The following is a 22359-nucleotide window of genomic DNA, read 5'->3' as shown; positions in this document are numbered from 1 at the left end:
CCCGCGCGAAGCCCGGCGCTTGGAGGATCGGGCAAATAATCGACAGCCCGCGACACGCATTCTTTGACAGATACCACTATCCTCGACGGTGTTCATTTATAGCCCTTTTTGGAGGCTAGCGTGTCAAATAGCGTTAAAACCATTAACCCGGCGACCGGCAAGGTCATCCGCGAATTCGAAACGATTTCCGACCAGCAGCTGCAGGACAAGATCGAAAAGACGCACGAAGCGTTTCTCGACTGGAAGCAGCGCTCGTTCGACGAACGCGGCGCGCTGATCCGCAAGGTCGGCGATTTGCTGGTGGAGAACCAGGACCGCCTGTCTAAGCTCATTACCGAAGAAATGGGCAAGCCGATTAATCAGGCGCCCGGTGAACTCCAGCTCTGCCAGGGCATTTGCCACTACAGCGCCGATAACGCGGCGAGCTTCCTTGCCGACGAAGAACGCGATCTGCCGGGCGGACGTGCACTCGTCAGCCATCAGCCGATCGGTGTGATCTTTGGTATTCAGCCGTGGAACTTCCCGTTCTATCAGGTCATTCGCTACACCATCGCCAACCTGATGGCCGGCAATACCGTCCTGCTCAAACATGCGCCCAACGTCTGGGGCTGTGCCGAAGCGCTGGAAGACATCTTCCGCGAAGCCGGCATGCCCGAGAACGTATTCAACGTGCTCTATATTCAGGAAGACCAGGCCAGCCAGGTCACCGAGCACAAGCGCGTACGCGGCGTGACCTTCACCGGAAGTGCGGCCACCGGCCGCAAGATTGCCGCGGCCGCCGGCGAGCATCTCAAGAAGACGGTGCTGGAACTCGGCAGCAACGATGCCTTCCTCGTGCTCGAAGATGCCGATATCGACAAGGCCGTGGATGCCTGCGTGACCGGTCGTATCAACAACAACGGCCAGACCTGTGTTGCGGCCAAGCGTTTCGTGGTTGTGGACGCGGTGTACGAGCAGTTCCGTGATGCCTATCTCGCGAAGATGAAGCAGGTCGAGTTCGGCGATCCGAGCGACGAAAACACGCAGCTCGGCCCGATCGCGCGTGAAGACCTGCGCGACAACCTGCATGCCCAGGTCAAGGAGTCGATCGAGAAGGGCGCGACCTGCCTCACGGGCGGCGAAGTGCCCGATCGCGAAGGCTATTTCTATCCGGTGACCGTGCTCGAAAACGTCACGCCCGGCATGCCGGCCTATGACGGCGAACTGTTCGGCCCGGTTGCCTCGTTGATTCGTGCCAAGGACGAGGCCGATGCGATTCGTATCGCCAACGACTCGGTCTACGGTCTGGGCGGCGGCATCTTCTCGGAAGACGAGAAGCGTGCCGAACGGCTGGCCCGGGATCATTTCGATACCGGCATGGTTAGCATCAACGGCTACTACATCGCCCAGCCGAACCTGCCCTTCGGCGGCGTGAAGGATAGTGGATATGGCCGCGAACACGGCGGCTTCGGCATGCGCGAGTTCGTCAACAGCAAATCGCTGATGATTGCGCAGTAGCACTCGCTTGCTGCATGGCCATCCTTTGCGATGGCGTGGAAAAGCCCTCGGCTATGGCCGAGGGCTTTTTTTATGGGTGTGTTCGCCGGCGCGCGCCTGAAACGAAAGGGTTTGCCTCAGGAGGTGGCGGCGCGGTCGTTGAGGGCCAGCGTACCGGTTTCTGCGAGCTGGGTACGGTCGTGCGTCGGTGCGACCCCGAAGTAGCGCTTGTACTCGCGCGAGAACTGGGAGGCGCTTTCATAGCCCACCGCGTGGGCCGCGCCGGCCACGTTCTCCACCTGACTAGAGAGCAAATCGCGGGCGGCGAGGAGGCGAATACGTTTCTGATACTGCAGCGGCGACAGCCGGGTAACCCGCTTGAAGTGGTGGTGAAAGCTCGATGCGCTCATGTGCACGCTCGCCGCCAGTTCTTCAACCGAGAGCGACTTGGCATAGTCGGCGTGTAGATGGTTGATGGCGGTGCCGATACGCGCATAGGCACCGCGTTCGTGTATCAAGCGCCGCAACAGATGACCCTGCGGTCCGCGAAGCGCTTCAAAAATCACTTCGCGAACGCGTGCGGCATACAGCGCACGGGCAGACAGATCATCTTCGAGACAGTCGAGAAGCCGTAGCAGCGCGTCGGTCATATGCGCGTCCAGCGCTACCGCGGCCATGGGCAATGACGCGGTATCGGTCGCGTCCGGCTCGGGCCAGGCCTCATCGGGCATGGATGTCACGAGTTCGTCGAGCACAGCCGGCTCGACGCGTAGCGACAAGCCGAGCACGGGTATATCGCGTTCGCCGCGGGTTTCGCATTCGAACGGCACCGGAATGGCCTGTACGAGATAGTGCCCGGCGCCGTAGTGAATGACGCGATCTTCCAGATGCGCCGTTTTTTCGCCCTGGGCGACGAACACCAGCGACGGTTCGTATACCTCCGGTTGGCGAATGGTGCGCCCGGCATAACCGAGTAGCGACAGGCCATCCAGTGCGGTGGGCGTGAACCCGTCACGACTGATGTGGGGCGCGATACGTGCGGCCAGCCGCTCGGTCCGGCCATGCTCGCTCGCGCTAGGGGACATATCGACCACGACTGTTTTGTTCGAGACAAGCGATTGCACAATTATGCCTGTCTGGCCTGCATAGGACAGATGTGTCCTACGCCCGTGGCTTGAGCTCAACGACGCTTGCTCTATCATCGGCGTCCAGGCCCGCGTTGCGGGGCGCTGTGCGCACCGCATTCCTGCACGTTGTCAGTCCCCGGAGAGTCCGTGCCAACGCTTGCTTCAATCTATCGATATCCGGTCAAGTCGAGCGCAGCCGAGCCGCTCGATGTGGCCCGCGTACAACAGGAAGGTCTGGTCCATGACCGGCGCTTCATGGTTGCCAGGCCCGACGGCGTGTTCGTGACCGCCCGCAAGTATCCGGTGCTACAGACGATCACAGCTTGCTTCGACGGCGCGCAGCTGTCCCTTTTGCACGACGACTATCCGGCGGTGGCTGACTCGGTGGCCCAATTCGAGCGCCAGCACTTCGCGACCCGTGTATGGGCCGACGACTTCGCCGCCTGGACCACCACCCAGCGACTGGATGCCTGGGTGAGCCGTATTGTCGGCGAGCCCGTGCATCTGCTCTGGCTCGGCGAGCAGTCCTCGCGCTTTCGCGACACGATCGGCGTACGGGTGAGTTTTGCCGATGGCTATCCGTTGCTGCTCATCAGCGAAGCCTCGCTGGCTGATCTCAATGCCCGTACCGACGGCTCGCATGTAATGGCCCAGTTTCGCCCCAATGTGGTGGTACGTGATACCGATGCATTTGCGGAAGATGGCTGGAAACGTATCCGTATCGGCGATGTGACGTTTCGTGTCGACGCACCGTGTTCGCGTTGCGTCATGATCACCGTCGACCCGGCACGCGGCGAACGCCGCAGCGACGGCGAGCCCATGCGCACGCTACTGCGCTATCGCAAGGGCGCGGATAACCAGGTCTATTTCGGGCAGAACCTCGTCGCCGAGAACGAGGGCGATATCAACGTCGGCGAGACCGTAGACATTCTCGAATAAGACAAAGCGCGTCCTGATTCGCGATGCGATGCCAGGCGCTTCGCTGTTGGCGGAGCAGGGCATATGTTGTCTCGGCCTAACCGGCGTAGCTAACGCCAGGCTGCGTTGAACGATACCAGGCCAAACAATCCGCATCGGGCCGGCAGGCTTGTCGCATAAGCGCCAGGCCTGTTCGGCGCCGGCGCTGCGGCGCGGTTTATTTCTGCGCGTTCGACTCGGGTGTCTTGTCTTTGCTTTCGTCGTGCGTGACGGGGTTCTGGCCCTTGTATCCGCCAACCTCGTCTTTCTTCACCGGCGACTGAACACGATAGCCTTCTTCATGCGCGGCATAGCCGCCCGCCGCGCCCGCACCGGCTGCGGCCAGTACACAGCCTTGTAGCCCGACGCCGGCCAGGCCGAGAACCACAACGGCCAGTAGAGAACGAATATTGCGCATGAGTACACCTCGCGACAGCTAAAGATCGCGTCAGTATGCGCCGGTAATATGAGCAGCTGCTGAATACAGTGACTTGTGTTTGACACGTCATGTCGCCGCATCGGGTAACGGGAGGCAGGCCCTGCTTACTGTCCAACGGTTGCGTCGCTGCGCCAATAGCGCTGCATCTCCAGATACAAGAAAGACGCGGTCCAGGTGATCAGGATCAAGCCGGTCAACGATTCGATGCCGGTGAGATAGCGTATGCCGTCGAGCGGGTGAATATCGCCAAAGCCGAGCGTCGTAAACGTGGTAAAGGAGAAATAGGCGCAATCGAGTAGGCTGCCGTCGAACTGACCTTCGAATGCACCGAACCCGCCCCAGGCAAGCATGCCGTAGTAGGCAAAAGCGAATAGCCACACTTCCACGGCGTGCGCGCATAGCGAACCGAATACGCCGAGCACGATACGAAAGCGGTGGGCAAGGCGCATGCGCGGCAAAAGCGTGGTCATGCGATACAGAAATTCGTAGTGAATAAACACCGCCAGCGCCACGACGACGATATTGATAGCGATGATGCTCGGCACGGTAGGCTTTAGTTGGAGACTGCTCGCACAAGCGTATCCTGCGCCGCGCATTCACGACAGGCAGCCGCTTCAACCGGGCGGCACCAGGTCGCCCATTTCTATCGCTAGCGCTGGCGCCGCTATGCGGGCCTTGGCGCGCAGACGGCGCCGCGGCCGGGTTGTCATTCAGGGCTGATAAGATCGCCGCTCCGCCCACCCGCATGTACGGCAGACGATGGACACCGACGAATTCGCAGGGTCCAAAGCACAAGCCTTGCTCGACGCTCACGTGGCGTATCTTGCCGCTCGGCTGCAAGGGCCGGCGCTACAGTTCGAACTCGAGCGTCGCGTCGATTGGGTGCTGGCTGACGCGGCACGGCTGCGCCTGGGCGATGTGATCAGCGAGGCATCGATCAAACAGACTGCTATCGACTACGCGGCGCATATGCGCCTGGGCGGCGGTATTCCCGCATTGGTCGGGGATATCGCGGCCGCGGTCTACGAGCACCCTGTCCACGAGCACACAACGCTTGCCGAGTTGCTGCCCGATCGAGAATTCGAAGAGCTGCTCGACAAGTTGCTGGAAATGCAGCGCTTGCGCGAAGAGGTGATTCACCACTCGGTTTCCAATCCGGTGTTTGCCAATCTGGTCGCACAGTTGCTGTATTCAGGCCTGCGCGGCTATGTCGCCCAGGGCGGGCGACTGGCAGCCCGCGTGCCGGGTGCAGGTCGGGCGTTGAAGATCGGCCGCGCGGTTGTTGATCGGGCCTCGCCAAGGTTGGGCGATGCGCTTGAGCGCGGCATTCGGCGTTATGTGGCACGCAATACCGAAGCCGGCATCCAGGCCAGTGCGGCCTATCTGCACGACGCCTTTGAGTCGGAGGCGCTGCGTCAGGCGGTGCTCGATTTCTGGGACGACCACAAACATCGATCGGTCGCCTCGGTACGCGATGTAGCGGGGCAGCTCGATATCCAGGAACTGTTCGTCATCGGCTACGAATACTGGCAGCGCCTGCGGCGTACACCGATTTATCGCGAAGTGATCGAACGTGGCGTTGAAGTATTTTTCGATACCTATCGGGACACCACGCTTGTGGATCTGCTCGACGATATTGGTGTGACTCGCGACATGATCGTGCGCGACGGCATGCGCTTTCTGCCGCAGGTGGTCGACGCGCTACGGGCCGAGGGCTTGCTCGAACCCGCGCTTCGGCGCCAACTCGAAGACTTCTATCGCTCGGAGGCGGTGGCCGACATCTTGCGATAGCCGACCCTGCGACCAACGCTGGCCGGTCGTCAATGCGGCCGGCCAGCCAGGCGCGACTCATCCCATTGAAAGCACGCCGCAACCGAGCCCGTCATTCGGCGCGCCGGTACGTGACAACGACCGAGGCGCTGTGCCCAATCGTCGCACCTTAGAACATGGTGTTGTCGTTGGCCGATTTTTCTGGAACCGGCTGTATGACGTCCCAGTGCTCGACAATCTGGCCGTCCCGAACACGAAAGATATCGACAACGGCCTCGCCGCGATCTTCGGCATCCTCTTGCGAGTGCACGTGTAGCCACACGAGATCGTCTTTGGCGGCGCTGCGAACGATACGCGCTTTCGAGTTCGGATGATCCTTGAAGAAGCCCGCGAAGTAGTCGACGAACGGCGCCTTGCCGTCCGGCACGTGTGGATTGTGCTGGCGGTAATCTTCGGCGACGACCTGTGCCGCTTCACGCACGTCGTGATCGTTGAAAAAGCGGTTGTAAAAATTCACGACCAAAGCCTCGTTCTCGGCCTGCTGGCTTTCATGGTCCTGTGCCAGGGCGATCGCCGGTACAAGCAACAGTAGGGCGAGGGCGGTTAAGAGTGTCGGTGCGATCCGTTTCATGGCGATTTCCTTGCCGTGTTTGATGTTCAATAGCCGACAGTGAAGCGCTGGCGTCGGTGGGCCGGCTGCTCCAGTTCGTCGACGAACGCGATGGCAAAGTCTTCGAACGAGATGCGGGAGCCGGTCTCGCTCGAGATCAAGGCATCCCGGCCCAGGCGGAAACGCCCGGTTCGTTCTCCAGGCTCGAATACCGCCGACGGCGATAGAAACGTCCAGTCGAGATCGTTGATAGCGCGGAGGTAGTCCAGAAAGACGCCGCCAGCACCGGCCTCTGCCTTGTAGGCCTCGGGAAAGTCGGGCTGGTCGATGAGGTTCTCGCCGGGGGCAACTTCCAGGCTGCCCGCGCCGCCGACCACGAGGTACCGGGACACGCCCGCATCGCGCACCGCGCCAACCAGCGTGGGCGCATCGCTGGCAGTGAAATGTACGGAACTGATTACCGCATCGTGCCCTTTGAGCAGGCCGGCAGTTGCGCGCGGTCGTTGGCGTCGCCGGCGACCGGGGTCACACCGGGCAGTAGCCCAATGCGTTGCGGATTGCGCGCAATGGCGGTAATACGGTGACCGCGGTCGGAAAGTTCCTTGAGGATGCGCGATCCAGCGTTGCCGGAGGCGCCGATGAGTGCAACGTTTGACATGCTTGGCTCCTTGCTTTGGTCTGTTATAAAAGACTGGTCTAAGAAGTAGACCGTTGCCGCAAGTTATGCCACTCTCGTGGCTTGCACAAGACGTCACGGGAACGTCACCTGGTCACACGCAAGTGACCTTTGGTGCTGCGCCGAGAGCGAGAGCAAATGCGATGACTGATCTTCCGAAACAACGCGTAGACACGCCGACGAATTTTCCGCCGTTCGAGCAGCCCTGCCCCATTCGCGACGTACTGGATCGGATTGGCGACCAATGGAGTCTGCTGCTGCTTGAATCGCTCGCGCCGGGTCGCAAGCGGTTCAGCGAGCTCGGACGCGAGATTGGCGATATCTCCAAGCAGATGCTCTCGCGCACGCTCAAACAGCTCGAGCAGGACGGCTTCATCACCCGTACGGTCTATCCAGAAGTGCCACCGCGGGTCGAGTACGAACTTACGGATCTGGGCCAGTCGTTCCGAGGCCCCATGCAAGCGCTGGTGCAATGGGCTGATGCCAACCACCGCGTGATTGTTGAAGCACGCAACCGATACCGCGGGTTGGACTGAGACGTGCTTGCCGGATCCCGCGCGCGGGACCTGTGTTCAGCGCAACGCCCCGGATGCGATGTGCCCGTTGCAGCCAAGGGCGGCCATCGCTCGCGCTAGGCGCCCCAGGCCTTCTGATCGTGTTCGATCAGGTCTGGATCCATGAAATGCCCAATCATCGCTTCGGTGGCATGCGCATAGGCCTCGGCCAGCGGCATCTCGACTTGGCGGTATAGTGTGCGTTTGCCGTCGGCGACGTTCTCGCCGTAGCGGCTGGCCAGCTTGCGCGCGAAGTCTTCCACGAACGCTGGCAGTTCGGCTACCGGCAACGCGCGATTGATAAGCCCGGTCTCGCGCGCCCATTGCGCGTCGTAGGTATCGCCCGACAGCAGCATTTCCATAACGTGCTTGCGCGTGAGGTTGCGTGCGACAGCAACCGCCGGCGTGGTACAGAAACCCTTGTTGTTGATGCCCGGCAGACAGAACGTGGCGCTATCGGCCGCGAACGCCAGATCGCAGGCGGCTACGAGTTGCAGCCCGCCGGCGGTCGCAATGCCTTCTACCATGGCAATGGTCGGTTTGGGCGACAGCGTGAGCGCCTGCATCATTTGCGCGCAGCGATCGAACAGGCGTTGCAGGTAGTCGCGGCCGCAGTCCGCGTCGGCACGATGGCGGGCAATCTCCTTGAGGTCGTGCCCGGCACAGAAGATATTGCCCGGGCCATGAATCACGATGACCTTGGCGGCGTCATTCTGTGCCGCGCGGCTCACTGCAGCGTGCAATACGTCTATCATCGCCAGCGACAGCGGGTGGGCTGGCGGTGCGCCAAGCGTCAGCGTAAGTACGCCGTGCTCGAGGGTTTCGGTGATCAGATCGGTATCGCGTTCTGTGGCCAACATGGCAGGCAGCTCCTCTGATGATCAGCGAACGCTAGCACGAGGGCGCACACGGCAAGGTAACGTGTGCCCTGCGAATATCTGCGCAGAACAGTCTGCGAAACAGAGCGCCCGGTGCGGTAGAGGCTTCGCGCGAGCTATCAGAGCGTTAAACTGCGCCTCGATTGCCGTGCTATTCAAGGATGTCGATGAAAGCCACGAGCCGTGTTTCGCGAGCGAAGCACAAGAAAGCGGCGAGGGTTTGTGCGCGATGAGCTACTCGGTCAAGGAAATGTTTCTGACCCTGCAAGGGGAAGGCGCACAAACCGGGCGCGCGTCGCTGTTCTGCCGTTTTTCCGGCTGCAACCTATGGACCGGCCGTGAGAAGGATCGCGACAAGGCCATCTGTCAGTTCTGCGATACCGACTTCGTCGGCGTGGATGGTCCAGGCGGTGGCCGTTTCAAAACCGCGCAGGCACTAGCCGAACGTGCAGCACAAATCTGGCGCGAAACCGCGAACGCGGGCGGCACGCCGTATATCGTCTGCACGGGCGGCGAACCCTTGCTGCAACTCGATAACGCACTTATCGACGCGCTGCATGCGGTGGGTTTCGAAATAGCGGTCGAAACCAACGGCACCCTGAAAGCACCGCCGAGTATCGACTGGATATGCGTCAGCCCCAAGGCCGGCAGTACGCTTGTGCAGACACACGGCAATGAACTCAAGCTCGTCTGGCCGCAGCCGGCGTTCGCTCTAGAACAGTTCGAAGCACTCGATTTCGAGCGCTTTTATCTGCAACCCATGGATGGCCCGGTACGCGAGGCCAACGTGGCCCGCTGTATCGATACCGCGTTACGCCGTCCGCAGTGGCGCCTGTCGCTACAGACTCACAAGATGATCGGGATTGCCTAGGGCCTCAAGATCGCTGGGGCGCCTGGGTGCGTAGAATAAGCGCGCCAGATGTGCCGGCATGCGTTGCGCGCCAGCACAGCACGCGGTGCGTAATCGTGCCAGCCGCCACTACACGCCGGGAGAGGTCTTGACTGCAGCCTATCGTATTCGCCGCCAGATCGGCATCGACGCCGGCCACCGCATACGCCTGCACGGCAGCAAGTGCAGACACCTGCACGGCCACCGCTACACCATCGAAGCGGTTTGCGAGGCGGACCAGCTGGCCGGTGAGGGCGAACAGGCCGGCATGGTGCTCGACTTTGCTTTTCTCAAGGACGAGATGATCGGCCAGATCGATGCGCCGTGCGATCATGGCTTTATTGCCGAACTGGCAGACATCGAACTTCTCGCCATGTTCACGCCGGCTGAGGCGGGCCGCGTCGAATTCGTCGAAAAACTCGATACGGCAGTGCGCGAACAGGGGTTCGCCGTGCCCGACCATACGGCACTGGGTACAAAACTCTATGTGATTCCGGTACCGCCGACCGCGGAGAACCTGGCACGCCACTGGTTCGAACGGCTTGCGCCCCGCGTGGCCACACGCAGCGAGGGCCGTGCACGGCTGGCGCGGGTCGTGGTCTGGGAAACGCCTAACTGTGCAGCCGAATGGCCGTGACACGCAGGCCGGGCACGCACAGCGGATCGGGCGGGCGAATGTCGGCGGTGATGGGCGCTAGGGTAAAGCCGGCGCTTCGAATATAACGGGGAACGCGGTGTTGGTGCCGTCGCAATCGCTCTTTGCCCGATACTCGAGCAGCCGGAAATCATAGCCGTTCCATTGCCACCGGCGTGCACCGCCGCAGTCGCCTACGCCGCGGGCCTTGTAACGGTCGGTCAACACGCCGGATTGCATGTCGAACGCGGGATCGAACACATCGGCTGTGCCGGTCCAGCTTTCATCGCGCCACTGGGCGAAAAGCAGTCGTCGAGCGTGTCCGTGTTGGGGCGCGACCACCACGTTGTAGGCGGTCTGGTACGCGCCGCGAATACAGGGGACCAACCAGAGCGTGCCGTCGGAGTCCGGTAGCGAGTAGCGCTTGGCATCGCCTGTAGGCGCATCGCTGGCACTGTCCGCGCAAGCCAGCTCGATCACCGGCGGCGGGGGTGTTTCAGCTGTAACGTTTCGGGCATACGCACATGCCGACAGCGGAAACAGCGTACTGGCTGCCAGCATGCCCACACCCAAACGGGCGAATCGAGAAGAAAGCATTAACACAGCCTTGGGGGAAGATTTGGGCGTAATTATAGGCGTGCGCGTACCGCCGCGTGCCTACGTTTCTTAGCAAAATGAACGTTGGTCGGCCGTATGGAATGCGCTTTGCGTCGGGTTCTCCGGTTGGACGAGCAGTCGGTTCGCTATGCTGGTCCGCGCAGACGAGGCGGCCCGCTCAGAGAGCGCGTGGTCGGAACGCGCATTCTCCGTATGATTACGGCTGCGATGCTCGTTGTCGGCACGGCGAGCCATATTGGGACCAGTACAGGCGTGGGCCGGTTTTTCATGACAGATCCCGACAAGAATCTGGTGCATACGCTCACCCGGTACTGGCGCTGGCTGCTTGAAGGCAATGTCGAATCGCCCGAACAGCGAATGAACCGCGGGTTCGTCTTCTTCGCGGCAGTGGGCTGCTTTGGCGGCGCGTTGCTCAATTATCTGGCGAATCTGACCGATACGTTTTTCATCGTCGTAGTGACGATTATCGGCGCGGGACTTTTATCCATCTGGGCTTATTTGCGCCGTGGGCACTACGCCAGGCAATCCGCGAAGGTCTCCTGCTGTCTCATCGCAATCGCACTATTGCCGCTGAACTGGATATACAACCAGGGCATGGATGGCCCGAGCCTTCTGCTGTTCCTGGTGGTCGCCGGCTACGCGTTCTGCGTGCTGCTCGTGGCGCCTTGGCAACGCCTGCTGATCGCTTTGCTTTTTCTGGCCGTTCCTTATCTTTTGCTATGGCTGGATTATCGTTCACCGGGCTGGATCGACCCCTATCCCTCCCGGGCGGCGCATGCCATCGATGCCGCGATGACCTATACGCTCAGCATTGGCTTGTTGCTGGTCATGGTCGGTGGATTCTTTCGCCGCTTCGAAAGCGAACAACGTCTGATCAACGAGTATGCGGAAAAACTGCGAGAGGCAGGCCGGCGCGACAGTCTTACCGGCTTGTTCAACCACGGTTCGTTCTATGCGATCGCCGACGCTTACTGTCGACAGACCGAGGCCGAGCGCGGCGTAGAAGGCGCGTTGATTCTTTACGATCTGGACTACTTCAAGGACATCAACGACACCTACGGGCATGTCTACGGTGACACGACCTTGAAGTTTTTCTCGCGGGTGTTGCGAAACGTGGTTCGCGCGCACGGCGGTACCGCGGGGCGCTGCGGCGGCGAGGAGTTTGCCGTGCTTCTGCCCGGCGCCGACCAGGCGAAGGTCGAAAAGGTCGACGAATTGCTGCGCGAAGCGTGCGAAAAGCAACCGCTTGAGCATGGGCCCGTACGATTCAGCGGCGGCGTCGCGTTCGAACCGGCAGATAGCATCGAAATCTGGATGGAGCGCGCCGATCACGCGCTTTATGCCGCCAAATGCCGCGGGCGCAATACCACGGTATTTCGCTACCGGGCGCCACCGAATCATCGCCAGTCGCAACAGCAATAGAGCCATTGCTCATCGTGCGAATGTCCATTGCCGAGTACGCGGATAAAAGCGTCGCTACGCGGGCTTGGTCAATAAGGTCTTGTGCACGGGGCTCGCCAACGCCTCTGGCGCTGGCCACAATACGTGAATGAATCGTTACGAATGTGACCGGATGCTGGTGGCGGTGCTCGAACTGGGCAGTTTTGCGGCCGCAGCACGGCGCATGGGGGTGAGTGCGGCAACGGCGTCGAAAATGATTGCGCGCCTGGAAACCGAACTCGGCGTGCAGCTGATCAAGCGAACGACGCGGGCATTGTCGGTCACAGAAGCCGGCCAGACCTATTTCGAGGGCGTGCGGCGGCTGTTGGAATCCCTGGATGAACTGGACGCCGCCGTCACGGCCGGTACTGTCGAGCCGACCGGGCGCCTGCGTATTTCGGTGCCGCATACGTTTGGGGTGCGTTGGGTGGTGCCCAGTCTGAATGCGTTCGCGGCCCATTATGAGCGTATCAGTCTCGACGTGACATTCAGTGACGAGGCCGTGAATCTCGTCCAGGAAGGTTACGATGCGGCGGTACGTATCGGCCGCCTGGCGGACAGTACGCTGATTGCGCGTCGTCTGACTTCATCGCGGGACTGGCTGGTCGCGGCACCGGCGTACCTGCAGGCCCGCGGCACGCCGCAGACGCCCGCTGATCTGGCCGCACACGATTGCATCATCGACGCCAACTTTCGTGATCCATGCATCTGGGGGTTCGAAGCGGGTGAGCACACGCCCGCTACACGGGTGGCAGTCGAATCAAGGCTCAGCTTTTCGAACGCCGAGGCGGTGCTCGATGCAGCCTGTGCGGAACTCGGGATCGCACGTATACCCAGCTTCGTGGCCGCTGCCAGCGTGGCATCGGGGGACCTCGTACGACTGCTGCCGGAATGGACGTCGCCGGGAACGGGTGTCTATGTACTGCATCCGGCCGGACAGCGCCCACCGCGCAAGGTTCGGCTTCTGATCGACTGGCTGGTGGACCATTTCGATGATCCGCCCAGCTGGGAGACGGGGCACGCCGGCCCCTGACATTCTTTCCATTATCGAAATTGTTAAATCGCGATTGCCCGGCTAGTGGCCGGTTCGGCTAGCGCGCATCCTGCGTGTCCGAGTTATATGGCATCCATGAGGTTTTTCATGATCGATAATCGTTTTGCGCCCTGGGGGCTCCTTATCCTGCGCGTCGTTCTCGGCGGGCTGTTTCTGTTTCATGCCGGTGTGAAGATATTCGTGTTCACCCCGGCCGGCACGGCCGAGTATTTTTCCAGCCTCGGTTTGCTGGCCGCACTCGCCTATATCGCGATCGCGTGGGAACTTGCTGGCGGCGCTGCGCTGATCGTCGGTCTCTGGCCGCGACTGGTGGCGGTGGCCATGGTGCCGTTGCTGTTGGGCACGATCGTTTCCGCCCACGGCGCCAACGGTTTCATGTTCAGCAATGAAGGCGGCGGTTGGGAATATCCGGCGTTCTGGATCGTTGCCCTTGTGGTGCAGGCGTTATGCGGCAACGGTGCGGCGGCCTGGCAGTCGCGCGCAACGGTAGTGGCGGCTCGCTCGAAGGAAAGCGTCCGATGAGCACATCAGCAACCGATACCGTGACCATCGAGCAGGTCGAACTCGCGGTGCGTGATCTTGCCCTTACGCGAGCATTTTATGAAAACGTGCTTGGACTGCATCCGGTACACGAACAGGCCAATTGGGTCACGCTCGGCGCCGGCGGTCGGGGCTTTCTGCGACTGACCGAACGACGGCATGCCGATGTGCCCGATCCGCATGCTGCGGGACTGTTTCATACGGCCTTTCTCATGCCGTCGCGCACCGAGCTCGCACGCTGGCTTCGGCATGCGATCGAGCGCGGCGTGCGCCTCGATGGCGCCTCCGATCATCGAGTCAGCGAAGCGCTCTATTTGCACGATCCGGAAGGCAACGGCGTGGAGGTCTATGCCGACCGGCCGCGCGAGACGTGGCACTGGCACGACAGCCGCGTACAGATGGCGACCACGCGGCTCGATGTGCCCGCGTTGCTTGCCGACGCGGACGAAAGCGCCTGGGCGGGTGTCGCCCGGGACGCGCGTATCGGCCACGTGCATCTGCAGGTTGGCGATACGCGCCGGGCCGAAGCATTTTTCGGCGAACAGATCGGGCTCGATCTGACTTGTCGGTACCCGGGTGCGAGTTTCTTCTCGCGGGACGGCTATCACCACCATATCGCGGCCAATAGCTGGAACAGTGCCGGCGCCGCTGAGCGCCCCCGTACCATGGCCGGCTTGCAGCAGATTGCGCTCGGACTGGCGCCGGGGCCGACCCGCGCCGTCGAGATCGCCGATTCGTGGGGCGTGCGCTATCAGATCGCGCCACGCCGGGCGTCTCCCGTGGTTACGGGGTGATCCGCTGAGCGCCCGAGTCAGTCGTTATCACTTGTGGCGGGTCAATGCTGCGCGGGCGGACATCGCCCGCTGATTTTCGCTTGGCGATGTCCAGTTCGCTTTTCCGGCATCAGGCCGGATCGGCTCGTGCCGGTTCGCTACGTCCGAGGCCGACCAGCAAGGTCATGGCGACGAGGACCGCAATACAGGCGACCAGATACGCGTCCGAGAACGCCGCCGTCGCCAAGCCGCCTTCATAAAGTGGGTTCAGTGCAGCGCCCGCACTTTGCTGGCGCGCGGAAAGCACCGAACCGAATACCGCGGCGCCGGTGCCCGCGCCCATGAAGAAGAACAGCTGATAGATACCAAAGCCGACGCCTGCAATCTCCGGCGACAAGGCCTTGGAGGCGGCATTTGCCGCCGGCGATGTCACGCCCGCATAGCCGATGCTCGCGATGACCAGGGCGATCGCGACCATCCACGGCGAGGCGCCCACCGCGAACGACGACATGAACAACAGGCCGAACAGAAGCCATGTCAGGCTGATGCCGAGAACCGCACGGGGGCCGAACTTGTCCGACAACCGACCGATCGTGGGCGCCAGCAGTGCGACCGCGATTGCGCCGGGCGCTACCACAAGCCCGGTCTGAAATGCTGTCAGACCAAGCTGGTTGATCAACAAAAGCGGCGTGAGAAACAGCCCGCCGCCGATGAAGGCAGCCTGCGACAACAGTGCAATCGCGGCCGCCGAGAGGAATTGTCGGTTGGCAAACAACCGGGGCGGCGCAAAAGGATGCGTGGCCGTTCGGATACGCCATACGAAGCCGCCGATCATGCTCGCGGACAAAAGCAGTGCACCCCAGGACTGAGGCGCCGCCAAGCCGGAATGGTTCGCCGCCGTCACGCCGAATAGTAGAGTGGCCGCACCGAGCGCGAGCAGCAATCCGCCCGGTAGATCGAGCCGGGCGAAACGGTGTGGCTGGCGCTCGCGCTGGGCGTTCAAATCGGGCAGGAACCGCCACGCCGCAACGAACAGCAGGCCGATTACGGCAAGCGTGCCGTAGAACAACACGCGCCAGCCGAATGCACTCACGCCGAGGCCGCCAATCAACGGCCCGGTTGCGGCGCCGAGCCCGATCGCCGAAGACAAGGTGCCGAAAACCACGCCGCGCTTGCCCGGCGGGAAAAGGCGGGCCACCGAGCCGAACGCCAGCGACGGTATGGCTGCCGCGCCCGCTGCCTGAATCGCACGACCGGCGACAAGCCAGCCGAAGCTGGGGGCAAGCGCGCAGGTCAATGACCCCACGCCGAAGATCACGAGCGCGGCGAGAAACGTCACGCGAAAGCTGTAGCTGTCGGATACGCGCCCATACAGCGCCACACCCGTGGCGAACACGATCGAAAACGCGGTGATCACCCAGCCCGACAGACTGGGCGATACGTCGAGGTGGGTACTGATAGTCGGAATCGCCACGTTGACCATGCTGTTGTTGAGCACGCTCGTGAACGCGGCCAGGACCATGACCAGCAGTAGGGGGTTCGTTAGCGGCGAGGCCGATGCGGTATCGGAGAGGCGATTCATTCAACGCGTCGAGTCGGAAAACGGCGCTTACTTTGCCACGAAGACTGCCTGCAACGGGATGTGATTCGTGTATTCGACGGCGGACGGTCGCTTCGGCCGCGTGCTCGAGTCGGATGCACACCATGGGTCAGACAGCCGAACTGAAAATGAACTGTTGAAAAAGGCGGTACGGCCAGCATCGAGAATAGGTAACGCAGCATACGAATTGAACAACAGTTGGAGATCGATCGATCATCATGACCGATTCTAAAGAGAACGATATGCCCGAAACCGATGCGCCGATGCTGCAGTCGCGCGACATCAATTCGCTTACGCTGGCGGACGAATCGCCCTGCGTGACGATCTATGTACCGACCACGCCGGTATCGAACTATCGCGAAGAAAACCGCATCCTTTATAAGGATCAGGTCAAGAAGGTCGGCGAAGCGCTCGATCGGCGTGATATGGACAAGTACGAGCGCGACGCGCTGCTTGAAAAGCTCGAATCGGTCGGCGCCAATGACGAGTTCTGGACACATCAGCAGTACGGGCTGGCCGTGTTCGCATCGCCCAAGCGCTTCACCGTGCGTCGCATGATGACCAGCCCGGTCGAAGCACAGGGGATCGTCGCCGAGTCGTTCCACCTGCGCCCGGCGCTGCGTGCGGCTTCGAACTGGATGTCTTATCAGATTCTGTGCGTGAGCGTTCAAGAGGTCGCACTCTACGACGCCAACCAGGACGCCATCGTTGAAATCGACCTGCACAGTGACGTGCCGCGCGGCATGGGCGAAGCGCTCGGCAAACCGGACACCTCGCCGAATCGAAAGGATTCCGAGAGCGCCGGCAGCAACAGCACCGATCTGAAGAACTATTTCAAGGAAGTCGACAAGGCGATCCGCGAGTACCACGGCAACACCAACCGGCCGTTGGTGCTGGCAGCCGTCGCCGAGCATCAAGGCCTGTATCGCGAGGTCAGCGAGCATCCGAATCTGCTCGAGAACGGCTTGGACCATGATCCGTTCGAAGCGATTCGCCAGAGCAATCTCGGCGAGCAGGCCTGGAAAGTGGCCGAACGCGCCACGCGCGACAATATCGAGCAGATCATTGAGCGCTATCACGAGCGTGCCGCGCATAAGGAAGGCGCAAACGCGCTGGAAGACGTCGCTTACTCGGCCACCATCGGGCAAATCGATACCCTGTTGATCGACGAGACCGCGCGTATCGAAGGCACGGTCGATAGCAATGGCGCAGTCGAATACGGCGCCGCGGGCGACGGTCAAACCGACGACGTGCTCGACAAAATCGCCGAGTTCGTGATCGCCAGTGATGGTGACGTCAAATTCGTGCCCGGCAACCTCATGCCCACGGATACGGGCGTGGCTGCCGTTCTGCGTTACGCCATGCAGCCCGAGGCATAAGCGCGTCGAAGGCCGTGTGGGCAGCCGCTAACGGCTGGTAACGAAAGGCAAGGGCGGTCATGCTTGAATGGCCGCCTTTTTTTGGCTCGAACTCAAGACCGGACGGTCTCAACCATGGAGTGCCCCATGATTTTTCGTACGACATTACTCGTTGCGACCGTATTGTTCGGCGCAAGCGCGGCCCAGGCCGCAGATCCAGCCGCACGTCGGTCCGGCAACGCACCGGCCGCCATGGCCGATGGCGCGACCGAGCCGGGACGGTCTATGGGCAATGCGGCGGACGATAGGCGTGCCACCCGCGATCAGGGTCGTCCGGATGACCGTTACTATGCCACCCAGCGCAGCGACGACGATCGCGACCGGAACCGTACCGGGGCGCCGGACGACGATCTTGCCACCGACCGCGACAACGACGACGAAAGCGATCGCGACTTACGCCGTACCGGTGCAGCCGAAAACGATCACAGCACCGAACGCAGCCACGGCAGCGGCGATACGGCGCGTGATCGTAATGACGGGCGCGGCGGCGATCCGGCGACCGAGCGTTGATGGGGACGGGCGTATCGTGGGGCCCGCCCGAACACTAGAGTGCGCATGCGTTCTTGTGCGAACGTGGTATGAGCCGCGAAGGCTTATGAAACGACGCCGGTATACGACACATCTTGAGGCAGAACCGACCGCAGGCGCAGGTTGGACGCTCACGCGGTGGCCAATGCCGGTGACGATCGCTTTGGTGCGTTCTACAAAAGAATGTTGGCGTCAAACAGTCGACATGCGCATTGACGTGGTTTAAGACGAGCGTTTCGTATCATCCGACGCACGCGGCCAGCTGTCGACGCCGATGAGATCGGTCAGCGATAAACGTTCGGCCCAGCCCTGTTCAGCGAGCATGGGGCGATCGTAGAACGCGTCCACGTGGCCGAGACAGAGAATGGCGATCGGTGCGGCACCCGCGGGCATATCAAGCCGACGTGCCAGTACCTCGGGTTCGAAAAGCGAAACCCAGCCCATGCCCAGGCCTTCGGCCCGCGCGGCCAGCCAGAGATTCTGAATCGCACAGGCGGCCGAGGCCAGATCCATTTCCGGCATCGTGCGGCGCCCGAATACATGGCGCGCGCGACCGTCGGTCAAGGCGACTACCAGCAGTTCGGCACACTGGTCCATGCCTTCGACCTTGAGCTGCATGAATTCATCGTGTCGTTCGCCCATGGCCTCGGCGGTGCGTAGCCGCTCGGCTTCCACATCGTCGCGAATGGCCGCGCGCAAGGCGCGGTCGAGCACACGAATGAATCGCCAGGGCTGCATGTAGCCGACACTCGGCGCGCAATGCGCCGCGGCCAGTACGCGCTGGAGCATCTCCGGCGCGACCGGATCGGGTCGGAAATGGCGCATGTCGCGTCGTTGGGCGATCACGCGATAGACCGCGTCGATGTCGCTGGCACTGTAGCGGTGGGTGTCCATTCTGAAAGCGTCGTGCTCAATTTCGTAACAGACGTTAGCGGCTCGCGACGATACGCGCGAGCCGGGCACGTGGCCGGGCGTATCCGCAGGGAGCGCTCTGCGTCGATTCGGTCTTCTGCCGGCTCGCTCTAGCGGGCTGTACGCGCCCGTCAATCACCCGAGCGTGCGGCCGGTAAGCCCGGATGGTATTCAAGAGAATCCCGTGGGGAAGGTCGAAGAACGATTCGATTACGTTCGCATCAGGCGTGCGTGGACAAGGCAACCGCAATAACTGCTTGCCGACAGCTGACATGCCGGTTTCTTTGTTAACACCTGCCGCAGGGCGGCGACTATGCGCCGGTACCGGCAAAACACCGGCAGTTACTGGTTCCCGGCGCGGCGAGCCGCTAGCCGCACTTGGAGTCGCCGCAGTTCAGGCAGGTGAGGCAGCCGTCCATCATCACCATGGCCTTGGTATGGCACTTGGTACACAGCTGCGCGCCGTCAGGGAATTCGGCCGCGCTGTCGTCGCAATCGGCGTCGGTCTGTTTTTGCGGTTGCCGGGCGTCGATTTCCGCGCGCTTGGCGGCAATGAACGCTTTCTGGTGTTCATCCAGCGGGTCGACATCGAGCATCCCGATATGCTGAAGATGCTGCTCAAGGATGTCCCCGATCTCGGCGACCAGCGACGGCATGAACTTGCCGCCTTTCTTGAAGTAACCGCCGCGCGGGTCGAATACGCTCTTGAGCTCTTCCACCAGAAACGTGCAGTCGCCGCCCTTGCGGAATACGGCAGACACGATACGCGTGAGCGCCACAATCCATTGAAAATGGTCCATGTTCTTCGAGTTGATGAACATCTCGAACGGACGGCGTGACTCGTGCTCGGTACCGGCGTTGAGTACGACGTGGTTGATGGTGACGTACAACGCATGGTCGGACAGTGGTGTTTTCACCTTGTAGCTCTTGCCTTCGAGCCGGTCCGGGCGCTGCAGCTGCTCGTGCATGTGCTCGATTTCCGGTGCGGCGGGCGCTTGCGGCGCTTCGTCGTCCGGTCGGGCGACGTTGTAGTCGACGATCTTGCGGTCGATTCTTATGGCCATGATCTTGTTCTCTGGTGGTAAGCCGTAGGCTCAGAAGCGGCCGTAGTAGCCTTCTTTCAAGGCATCGAACAGGTTGGCGGCGGTATGGGTTTCACCGTCGTATTCGATCTCGTCGCCGCCTTTGGCTTCGACCACGGCGCCGTCGTCCAGTACGAAGCGGTACGTGGTGTTGCTCAGGTCACTTTCCTTGACCAGCACGCCCTGGAACGCCTCCGGGTTGAAGCGAAACGTGGTGCAGCCCTTGAGGCCCTGTTGATGGGCGTAGCGATAGATGTCCTTGAAATCCTCGTACGGATAATCGGTCGGCACATTGGCCGTCTTCGAGATGCTGGAGTCGATCCATTTCTGGGCCGCGGCCTGCACATCAACATGCTGTTTGGGCGTGATCTCATCGGCCGTGATGAAGTACGCCGGCAGATTGCGTGTCTGTGGATCGGTGCCTGGGCGTGCCTCGGCATCGATGAGGTGCCGATAGGCGAGCAGCTCCATCGAAAAGACATCCACCTTTTCTTTCGACTTGCGGCCTTCGCGAATGACGTTGCGAAAGTAGTGGTGTGCAAAGCTCGGCTCGATGCCGTTACTGGCGTTGTTCGCCAGCGACAAGGAGATCGTGCCGGTGGGCGCGATCGAGCTGTGGTGGGTGAAGCGGGCGCCGTGTTCGGCAAGCCGTTCGACCAGTGACGGATCTTCGGCGGCGATCTTTTGCATGTAGCGGCTGTACTTGGCGTGCAGCACGCGCGCCTTGATCGTATCGCCGACGCTATAGCCGTCGGCGATCATCTCCGGGCGGCGCGTGACCATTGCCTCGCTGACCGTGAATTCTTCGTCCATGATCGGCGCGGCGCCTTTTTCCTCGGCGAGCTGTAGCCCGGCACGCCAGCCTTGCAGGGCCATCTCTTTTGCGACGCGCTCGGTGAATTCCAGCGAGTCGGGATCGCCGTATTTCATACGCAGCATGGTCAGCGCGGAACCGAGCCCGAGAAAGCCCATGCCGTGGCGCCGCTTGCGCATGATCTCTTCGCGCTGGCGTGCCAGTGGCAAACCGTTGATCTCCACGACGTTGTCCAGCATTCGAGTGAACACGTCGACCACCTGGGCGTATTCGTCCCAGTCGAAATGGGCGTTGTCGGTAAACGGGTCACGCACGAAACAGGTCAGGTCGATCGAGCCCAGCAGACAGGCGCCATAAGGCGGCAGCGGCTGCTCGCCGCAGGGATTGGTCGCCCGGATTTCTTCGCAGAACCAGTTGTTGTTCAGTTCGTTGACGCGGTCGATGAGAATGAAGCCCGGTTCGGCGTAGTCATAGGTCGACGTCATGATCATGTCCCATACACGCCGGGCCTTGACCGTTCGATAGATGCGGCACGCCACCGCGCCGTCCTCGCGCGAGACGTAACCCTCGCTGCATGGCCACTCCCGCCAGATCACCTGGGCCGGATCATCGACATTCACTTCGCCGCTCGATGCTTCTTCTTCGAGCAGCGGGAACGCGAGCGGCCAATCGGCATCGCTTTGTACGGCCTGCATGAACTCGTCGGTGATCAGCAGCGACAGATTGAATTGCCGCAGCCGACCGGATTCGCGCTTGGCACGGATGAAGTCGAGCACGTCCGGATGGCCGACATCGAAGGTGGCCATCTGCGCGCCCCGGCGACCGCCCGCGGAGGACACCGTGAAGCACATGCGATCGTAGATATCCATGAACGACAGCGGCCCGGATGTATAGGCGCCAGCCCCCGAAACATAGGCGCCCTTCGGCCGCAGCGTGGAGAACTCGTAGCCGATGCCGCAGCCGGCTTTAAGCGTGAGCCCGGCTTCGTGCACCTTGCCCAGAATCGCATCCATGGAGTCTTCGACGATGCCCGAGACCGTGCAGTTGATGGTGGACGTGGCCGGTTTGTGTGCCTGTGCGCCGGCATTGGAGATGATACGGCCGGCCGGGATGGCGCCGTGGCGCAGCGCCCAGAGAAATTTCTTATACCATTCCTCGCGCTTGTCGTCGTTCGTCTCGACGTCGGCGAGCGCCCGGGCGACACGTTGACGGGTGGCGTCCACATCCGCGTCCAGCGGCTGCCCGTCCTTGGACTTCAATCGATATTTTTTATCCCAGATATCCAGTGACGCCGCCTGTAGCGGGATGTCGAAATCGGCGCTGGAAGGGCGACGGGCGAGGGCGATGGATGTCATACCGTTCTCCTGGAGCGGCAGTAAGCCGAATATGCGCGGCACTATCCCGGAACGCGCCATGTTGTGGTTTGATCTGCGTCAATCGCTACATGTTGTGTTTAATGCAGGGCGTGCATTGAGGCGCTAGCGTCGATAGCGCGGCCTGTAGCGCTCGGGCGCGTCGTCGCGTCGCAGTTTTCAAGGGCTCCGCCGGCAAACGCTTGACGGCTTGGGCT

22 protein-coding genes and 1 pseudogene are annotated in these 22359 nt (G+C 61.7%); 12 read left to right on the top strand and 11 right to left on the bottom strand.

Annotated elements, in window-relative coordinates; translation table 11 throughout:
• Positions 1–120: 120 nt before the first annotated feature.
• The gene (locus SSPSH_RS07220; RefSeq protein ID WP_006915548.1) at positions 121–1497 is read left to right on the top strand and encodes an NAD-dependent succinate-semialdehyde dehydrogenase; all 1377 of its coding nucleotides are present in this window, start codon (positions 121–123) and stop codon (positions 1495–1497) included.
• A gap of 116 nt (positions 1498–1613) precedes the next feature.
• Here SSPSH_RS07220 and SSPSH_RS07215 read toward each other — a convergent pair whose 3' ends face one another.
• A complete protein-coding gene (locus tag SSPSH_RS07215) occupies positions 1614–2600 on the bottom strand; it encodes an AraC family transcriptional regulator (RefSeq protein WP_202962136.1) in 987 nt (328 codons plus the stop codon).
• A 150-nt stretch (positions 2601–2750) separates the two neighbouring features.
• On the opposite strand from SSPSH_RS07215, the gene SSPSH_RS07210 reads away from it, so the two are divergent.
• Positions 2751–3542: an MOSC domain-containing protein gene (locus tag SSPSH_RS07210; protein WP_006915550.1), complete on the top strand. Its 792-nt coding sequence runs from the start codon at positions 2751–2753 to the stop codon at positions 3540–3542.
• A gap of 196 nt (positions 3543–3738) precedes the next feature.
• On the opposite strand, the gene SSPSH_RS19080 is transcribed toward SSPSH_RS07210, so the two are convergent.
• Entirely contained in the window at positions 3739–3978 is a 240-nt protein-coding gene (locus tag SSPSH_RS19080) for a hypothetical protein (protein ID WP_006915551.1), read from the bottom strand.
• 125 nt (positions 3979–4103) lie between these two features.
• Positions 4104–4544: a potassium channel family protein gene (locus SSPSH_RS07200; RefSeq protein WP_006915552.1), complete on the bottom strand. Its 441-nt coding sequence runs from the start codon at positions 4542–4544 to the stop codon at positions 4104–4106.
• Between the two features lie 214 nt (positions 4545–4758).
• Between SSPSH_RS07200 and SSPSH_RS07195 the strand changes: the two genes are divergently transcribed.
• The gene (locus SSPSH_RS07195) at positions 4759–5790 is read left to right on the top strand and encodes a hypothetical protein (protein ID WP_006915553.1); all 1032 of its coding nucleotides are present in this window, start codon (positions 4759–4761) and stop codon (positions 5788–5790) included.
• A gap of 148 nt (positions 5791–5938) precedes the next feature.
• Here the strand turns inward: SSPSH_RS07195 and SSPSH_RS07190 are convergent, their stop codons facing one another.
• Positions 5939–6400: a nuclear transport factor 2 family protein gene (locus tag SSPSH_RS07190; RefSeq protein ID WP_021031549.1), complete on the bottom strand. Its 462-nt coding sequence runs from the start codon at positions 6398–6400 to the stop codon at positions 5939–5941.
• 26 nt (positions 6401–6426) lie between these two features.
• A pseudogene (locus tag SSPSH_RS07185) lies at positions 6427–7037 on the bottom strand (NAD(P)-dependent oxidoreductase).
• A 161-nt stretch (positions 7038–7198) separates the two neighbouring features.
• Between SSPSH_RS07185 and SSPSH_RS07180 the strand changes: the two are divergent.
• Entirely contained in the window at positions 7199–7591 is a 393-nt protein-coding gene (locus SSPSH_RS07180) for a winged helix-turn-helix transcriptional regulator (RefSeq protein ID WP_006915555.1), read from the top strand.
• Positions 7592–7686: 95 nt separating this feature from the next.
• Here SSPSH_RS07180 and SSPSH_RS07175 read toward each other — a convergent pair whose 3' ends face one another.
• The gene (locus tag SSPSH_RS07175) at positions 7687–8469 is read right to left on the bottom strand and encodes an enoyl-CoA hydratase-related protein (RefSeq protein WP_006915556.1); all 783 of its coding nucleotides are present in this window, start codon (positions 8467–8469) and stop codon (positions 7687–7689) included.
• Between the two features lie 247 nt (positions 8470–8716).
• Between SSPSH_RS07175 and queE the strand changes: the two genes are divergently transcribed.
• Both queE and SSPSH_RS07165 read left to right on the top strand, forming a co-directional pair.
• On the top strand, positions 8717–9358 hold the full coding sequence (gene queE, locus SSPSH_RS07170) for a 7-carboxy-7-deazaguanine synthase (protein ID WP_006915557.1): 642 nt from the start codon (positions 8717–8719) through the stop codon (positions 9356–9358).
• 127 nt (positions 9359–9485) lie between these two features.
• Complete coding sequence (locus SSPSH_RS07165) at positions 9486–10013, top strand: 6-pyruvoyl trahydropterin synthase family protein (protein ID WP_006915558.1); 528 nt, start codon at positions 9486–9488, stop codon at positions 10011–10013.
• Positions 10014–10070: 57 nt separating this feature from the next.
• Here the strand turns inward: SSPSH_RS07165 and SSPSH_RS07160 are convergent, their stop codons facing one another.
• A complete protein-coding gene (locus tag SSPSH_RS07160) occupies positions 10071–10607 on the bottom strand; it encodes a DUF1176 domain-containing protein (RefSeq protein WP_021031545.1) in 537 nt (178 codons plus the stop codon).
• A 288-nt stretch (positions 10608–10895) separates the two neighbouring features.
• On the opposite strand from SSPSH_RS07160, the gene SSPSH_RS17855 reads away from it, so the two are divergent.
• From SSPSH_RS17855 to SSPSH_RS07140, 4 genes are all read left to right on the top strand, one after another.
• The gene (locus SSPSH_RS17855; protein ID WP_161627817.1) at positions 10896–12050 is read left to right on the top strand and encodes a diguanylate cyclase; all 1155 of its coding nucleotides are present in this window, start codon (positions 10896–10898) and stop codon (positions 12048–12050) included.
• Between the two features lie 127 nt (positions 12051–12177).
• Positions 12178–13101: a LysR family transcriptional regulator gene (locus SSPSH_RS07150; RefSeq protein ID WP_040607694.1), complete on the top strand. Its 924-nt coding sequence runs from the start codon at positions 12178–12180 to the stop codon at positions 13099–13101.
• 108 nt (positions 13102–13209) lie between these two features.
• Positions 13210–13644 carry a DoxX family protein gene (locus SSPSH_RS07145; protein ID WP_006915562.1) on the top strand — a complete coding sequence of 145 codons (435 nt, stop codon included), beginning with the start codon at positions 13210–13212 and terminating at the stop codon, positions 13642–13644.
• Entirely contained in the window at positions 13641–14456 is an 816-nt protein-coding gene (locus SSPSH_RS07140) for a VOC family protein (protein WP_006915563.1), read from the top strand. The genes SSPSH_RS07145 and SSPSH_RS07140 overlap by 4 nt, the downstream gene beginning before the upstream one ends.
• A gap of 109 nt (positions 14457–14565) precedes the next feature.
• On the opposite strand, the gene SSPSH_RS07135 is transcribed toward SSPSH_RS07140, so the two are convergent.
• Positions 14566–16017 (bottom strand): MFS transporter, encoded by a 1452-nt coding sequence (locus SSPSH_RS07135; RefSeq protein ID WP_021031543.1) that lies wholly within the window; start codon positions 16015–16017, stop codon positions 14566–14568.
• A gap of 236 nt (positions 16018–16253) precedes the next feature.
• Here SSPSH_RS07135 and SSPSH_RS07130 point away from each other — a divergent pair, with 236 nt between their 5' ends.
• Positions 16254–17414 carry a baeRF3 domain-containing protein gene (locus tag SSPSH_RS07130; RefSeq protein ID WP_006915566.1) on the top strand — a complete coding sequence of 387 codons (1161 nt, stop codon included), beginning with the start codon at positions 16254–16256 and terminating at the stop codon, positions 17412–17414.
• Between the two features lie 126 nt (positions 17415–17540).
• Positions 17541–17963 carry a hypothetical protein gene (locus SSPSH_RS07125; RefSeq protein ID WP_006915567.1) on the top strand — a complete coding sequence of 141 codons (423 nt, stop codon included), beginning with the start codon at positions 17541–17543 and terminating at the stop codon, positions 17961–17963.
• Between the two features lie 240 nt (positions 17964–18203).
• Here the strand turns inward: SSPSH_RS07125 and bluB are convergent, their stop codons facing one another.
• The 3 genes from bluB to SSPSH_RS07110 form a co-directional block, all read right to left on the bottom strand.
• Positions 18204–18875 carry a 5,6-dimethylbenzimidazole synthase gene (gene bluB / locus SSPSH_RS07120; protein ID WP_006915568.1) on the bottom strand — a complete coding sequence of 224 codons (672 nt, stop codon included), beginning with the start codon at positions 18873–18875 and terminating at the stop codon, positions 18204–18206.
• A gap of 386 nt (positions 18876–19261) precedes the next feature.
• Complete coding sequence (locus tag SSPSH_RS07115; RefSeq protein WP_006915569.1) at positions 19262–19957, bottom strand: TSCPD domain-containing protein; 696 nt, start codon at positions 19955–19957, stop codon at positions 19262–19264.
• Between the two features lie 30 nt (positions 19958–19987).
• The gene (locus tag SSPSH_RS07110; protein WP_021031542.1) at positions 19988–22144 is read right to left on the bottom strand and encodes an adenosylcobalamin-dependent ribonucleoside-diphosphate reductase; all 2157 of its coding nucleotides are present in this window, start codon (positions 22142–22144) and stop codon (positions 19988–19990) included.
• Positions 22145–22359 lie beyond the last annotated feature (215 nt).

The organism is Salinisphaera shabanensis E1L3A (assembly GCF_000215955.2).
Lineage (GTDB): Bacteria > Pseudomonadota > Gammaproteobacteria > Nevskiales > Salinisphaeraceae > Salinisphaera > Salinisphaera shabanensis.
Note: the sequence above shows the minus strand (reverse complement) of the source record. Positions and strands in the feature narration are given on the sequence as shown.

Excerpts from the sequence above, each read along its gene's own strand:
- queE (WP_006915557.1), top strand. The coding sequence starts at position 8,717 with ATGAGCTACTCGGTCAAGGAAATGTTTCTGACCCTGCAAGGGGAAGGC.
- SSPSH_RS07160 (WP_021031545.1), bottom strand. The coding sequence starts at position 10,607 with ATGCTTTCTTCTCGATTCGCCCGTTTGGGTGTGGGCATGCTGGCAGCC.
- SSPSH_RS07175 (WP_006915556.1), bottom strand. The coding sequence starts at position 8,469 with ATGTTGGCCACAGAACGCGATACCGATCTGATCACCGAAACCCTCGAG.
- SSPSH_RS07110 (WP_021031542.1), bottom strand. The coding sequence starts at position 22,144 with ATGACATCCATCGCCCTCGCCCGTCGCCCTTCCAGCGCCGATTTCGAC.
- bluB (WP_006915568.1), bottom strand. The coding sequence starts at position 18,875 with ATGGACACCCACCGCTACAGTGCCAGCGACATCGACGCGGTCTATCGC.
- SSPSH_RS17855 (WP_161627817.1), top strand. The coding sequence starts at position 10,896 with ATGACAGATCCCGACAAGAATCTGGTGCATACGCTCACCCGGTACTGG.
- SSPSH_RS07125 (WP_006915567.1), top strand. The coding sequence starts at position 17,541 with ATGATTTTTCGTACGACATTACTCGTTGCGACCGTATTGTTCGGCGCA.
- SSPSH_RS07195 (WP_006915553.1), top strand. The coding sequence starts at position 4,759 with ATGGACACCGACGAATTCGCAGGGTCCAAAGCACAAGCCTTGCTCGAC.
- SSPSH_RS07145 (WP_006915562.1), top strand. The coding sequence starts at position 13,210 with ATGATCGATAATCGTTTTGCGCCCTGGGGGCTCCTTATCCTGCGCGTC.
- SSPSH_RS07135 (WP_021031543.1), bottom strand. The coding sequence starts at position 16,017 with ATGAATCGCCTCTCCGATACCGCATCGGCCTCGCCGCTAACGAACCCC.
- SSPSH_RS07150 (WP_040607694.1), top strand. The coding sequence starts at position 12,178 with ATGAATCGTTACGAATGTGACCGGATGCTGGTGGCGGTGCTCGAACTG.
- SSPSH_RS07130 (WP_006915566.1), top strand. The coding sequence starts at position 16,254 with ATGACCGATTCTAAAGAGAACGATATGCCCGAAACCGATGCGCCGATG.
- SSPSH_RS07180 (WP_006915555.1), top strand. The coding sequence starts at position 7,199 with ATGACTGATCTTCCGAAACAACGCGTAGACACGCCGACGAATTTTCCG.
- SSPSH_RS07140 (WP_006915563.1), top strand. The coding sequence starts at position 13,641 with ATGAGCACATCAGCAACCGATACCGTGACCATCGAGCAGGTCGAACTC.
- SSPSH_RS07190 (WP_021031549.1), bottom strand. The coding sequence starts at position 6,400 with ATGAAACGGATCGCACCGACACTCTTAACCGCCCTCGCCCTACTGTTG.
- SSPSH_RS07115 (WP_006915569.1), bottom strand. The coding sequence starts at position 19,957 with ATGGCCATAAGAATCGACCGCAAGATCGTCGACTACAACGTCGCCCGA.
- SSPSH_RS19080 (WP_006915551.1), bottom strand. The coding sequence starts at position 3,978 with ATGCGCAATATTCGTTCTCTACTGGCCGTTGTGGTTCTCGGCCTGGCC.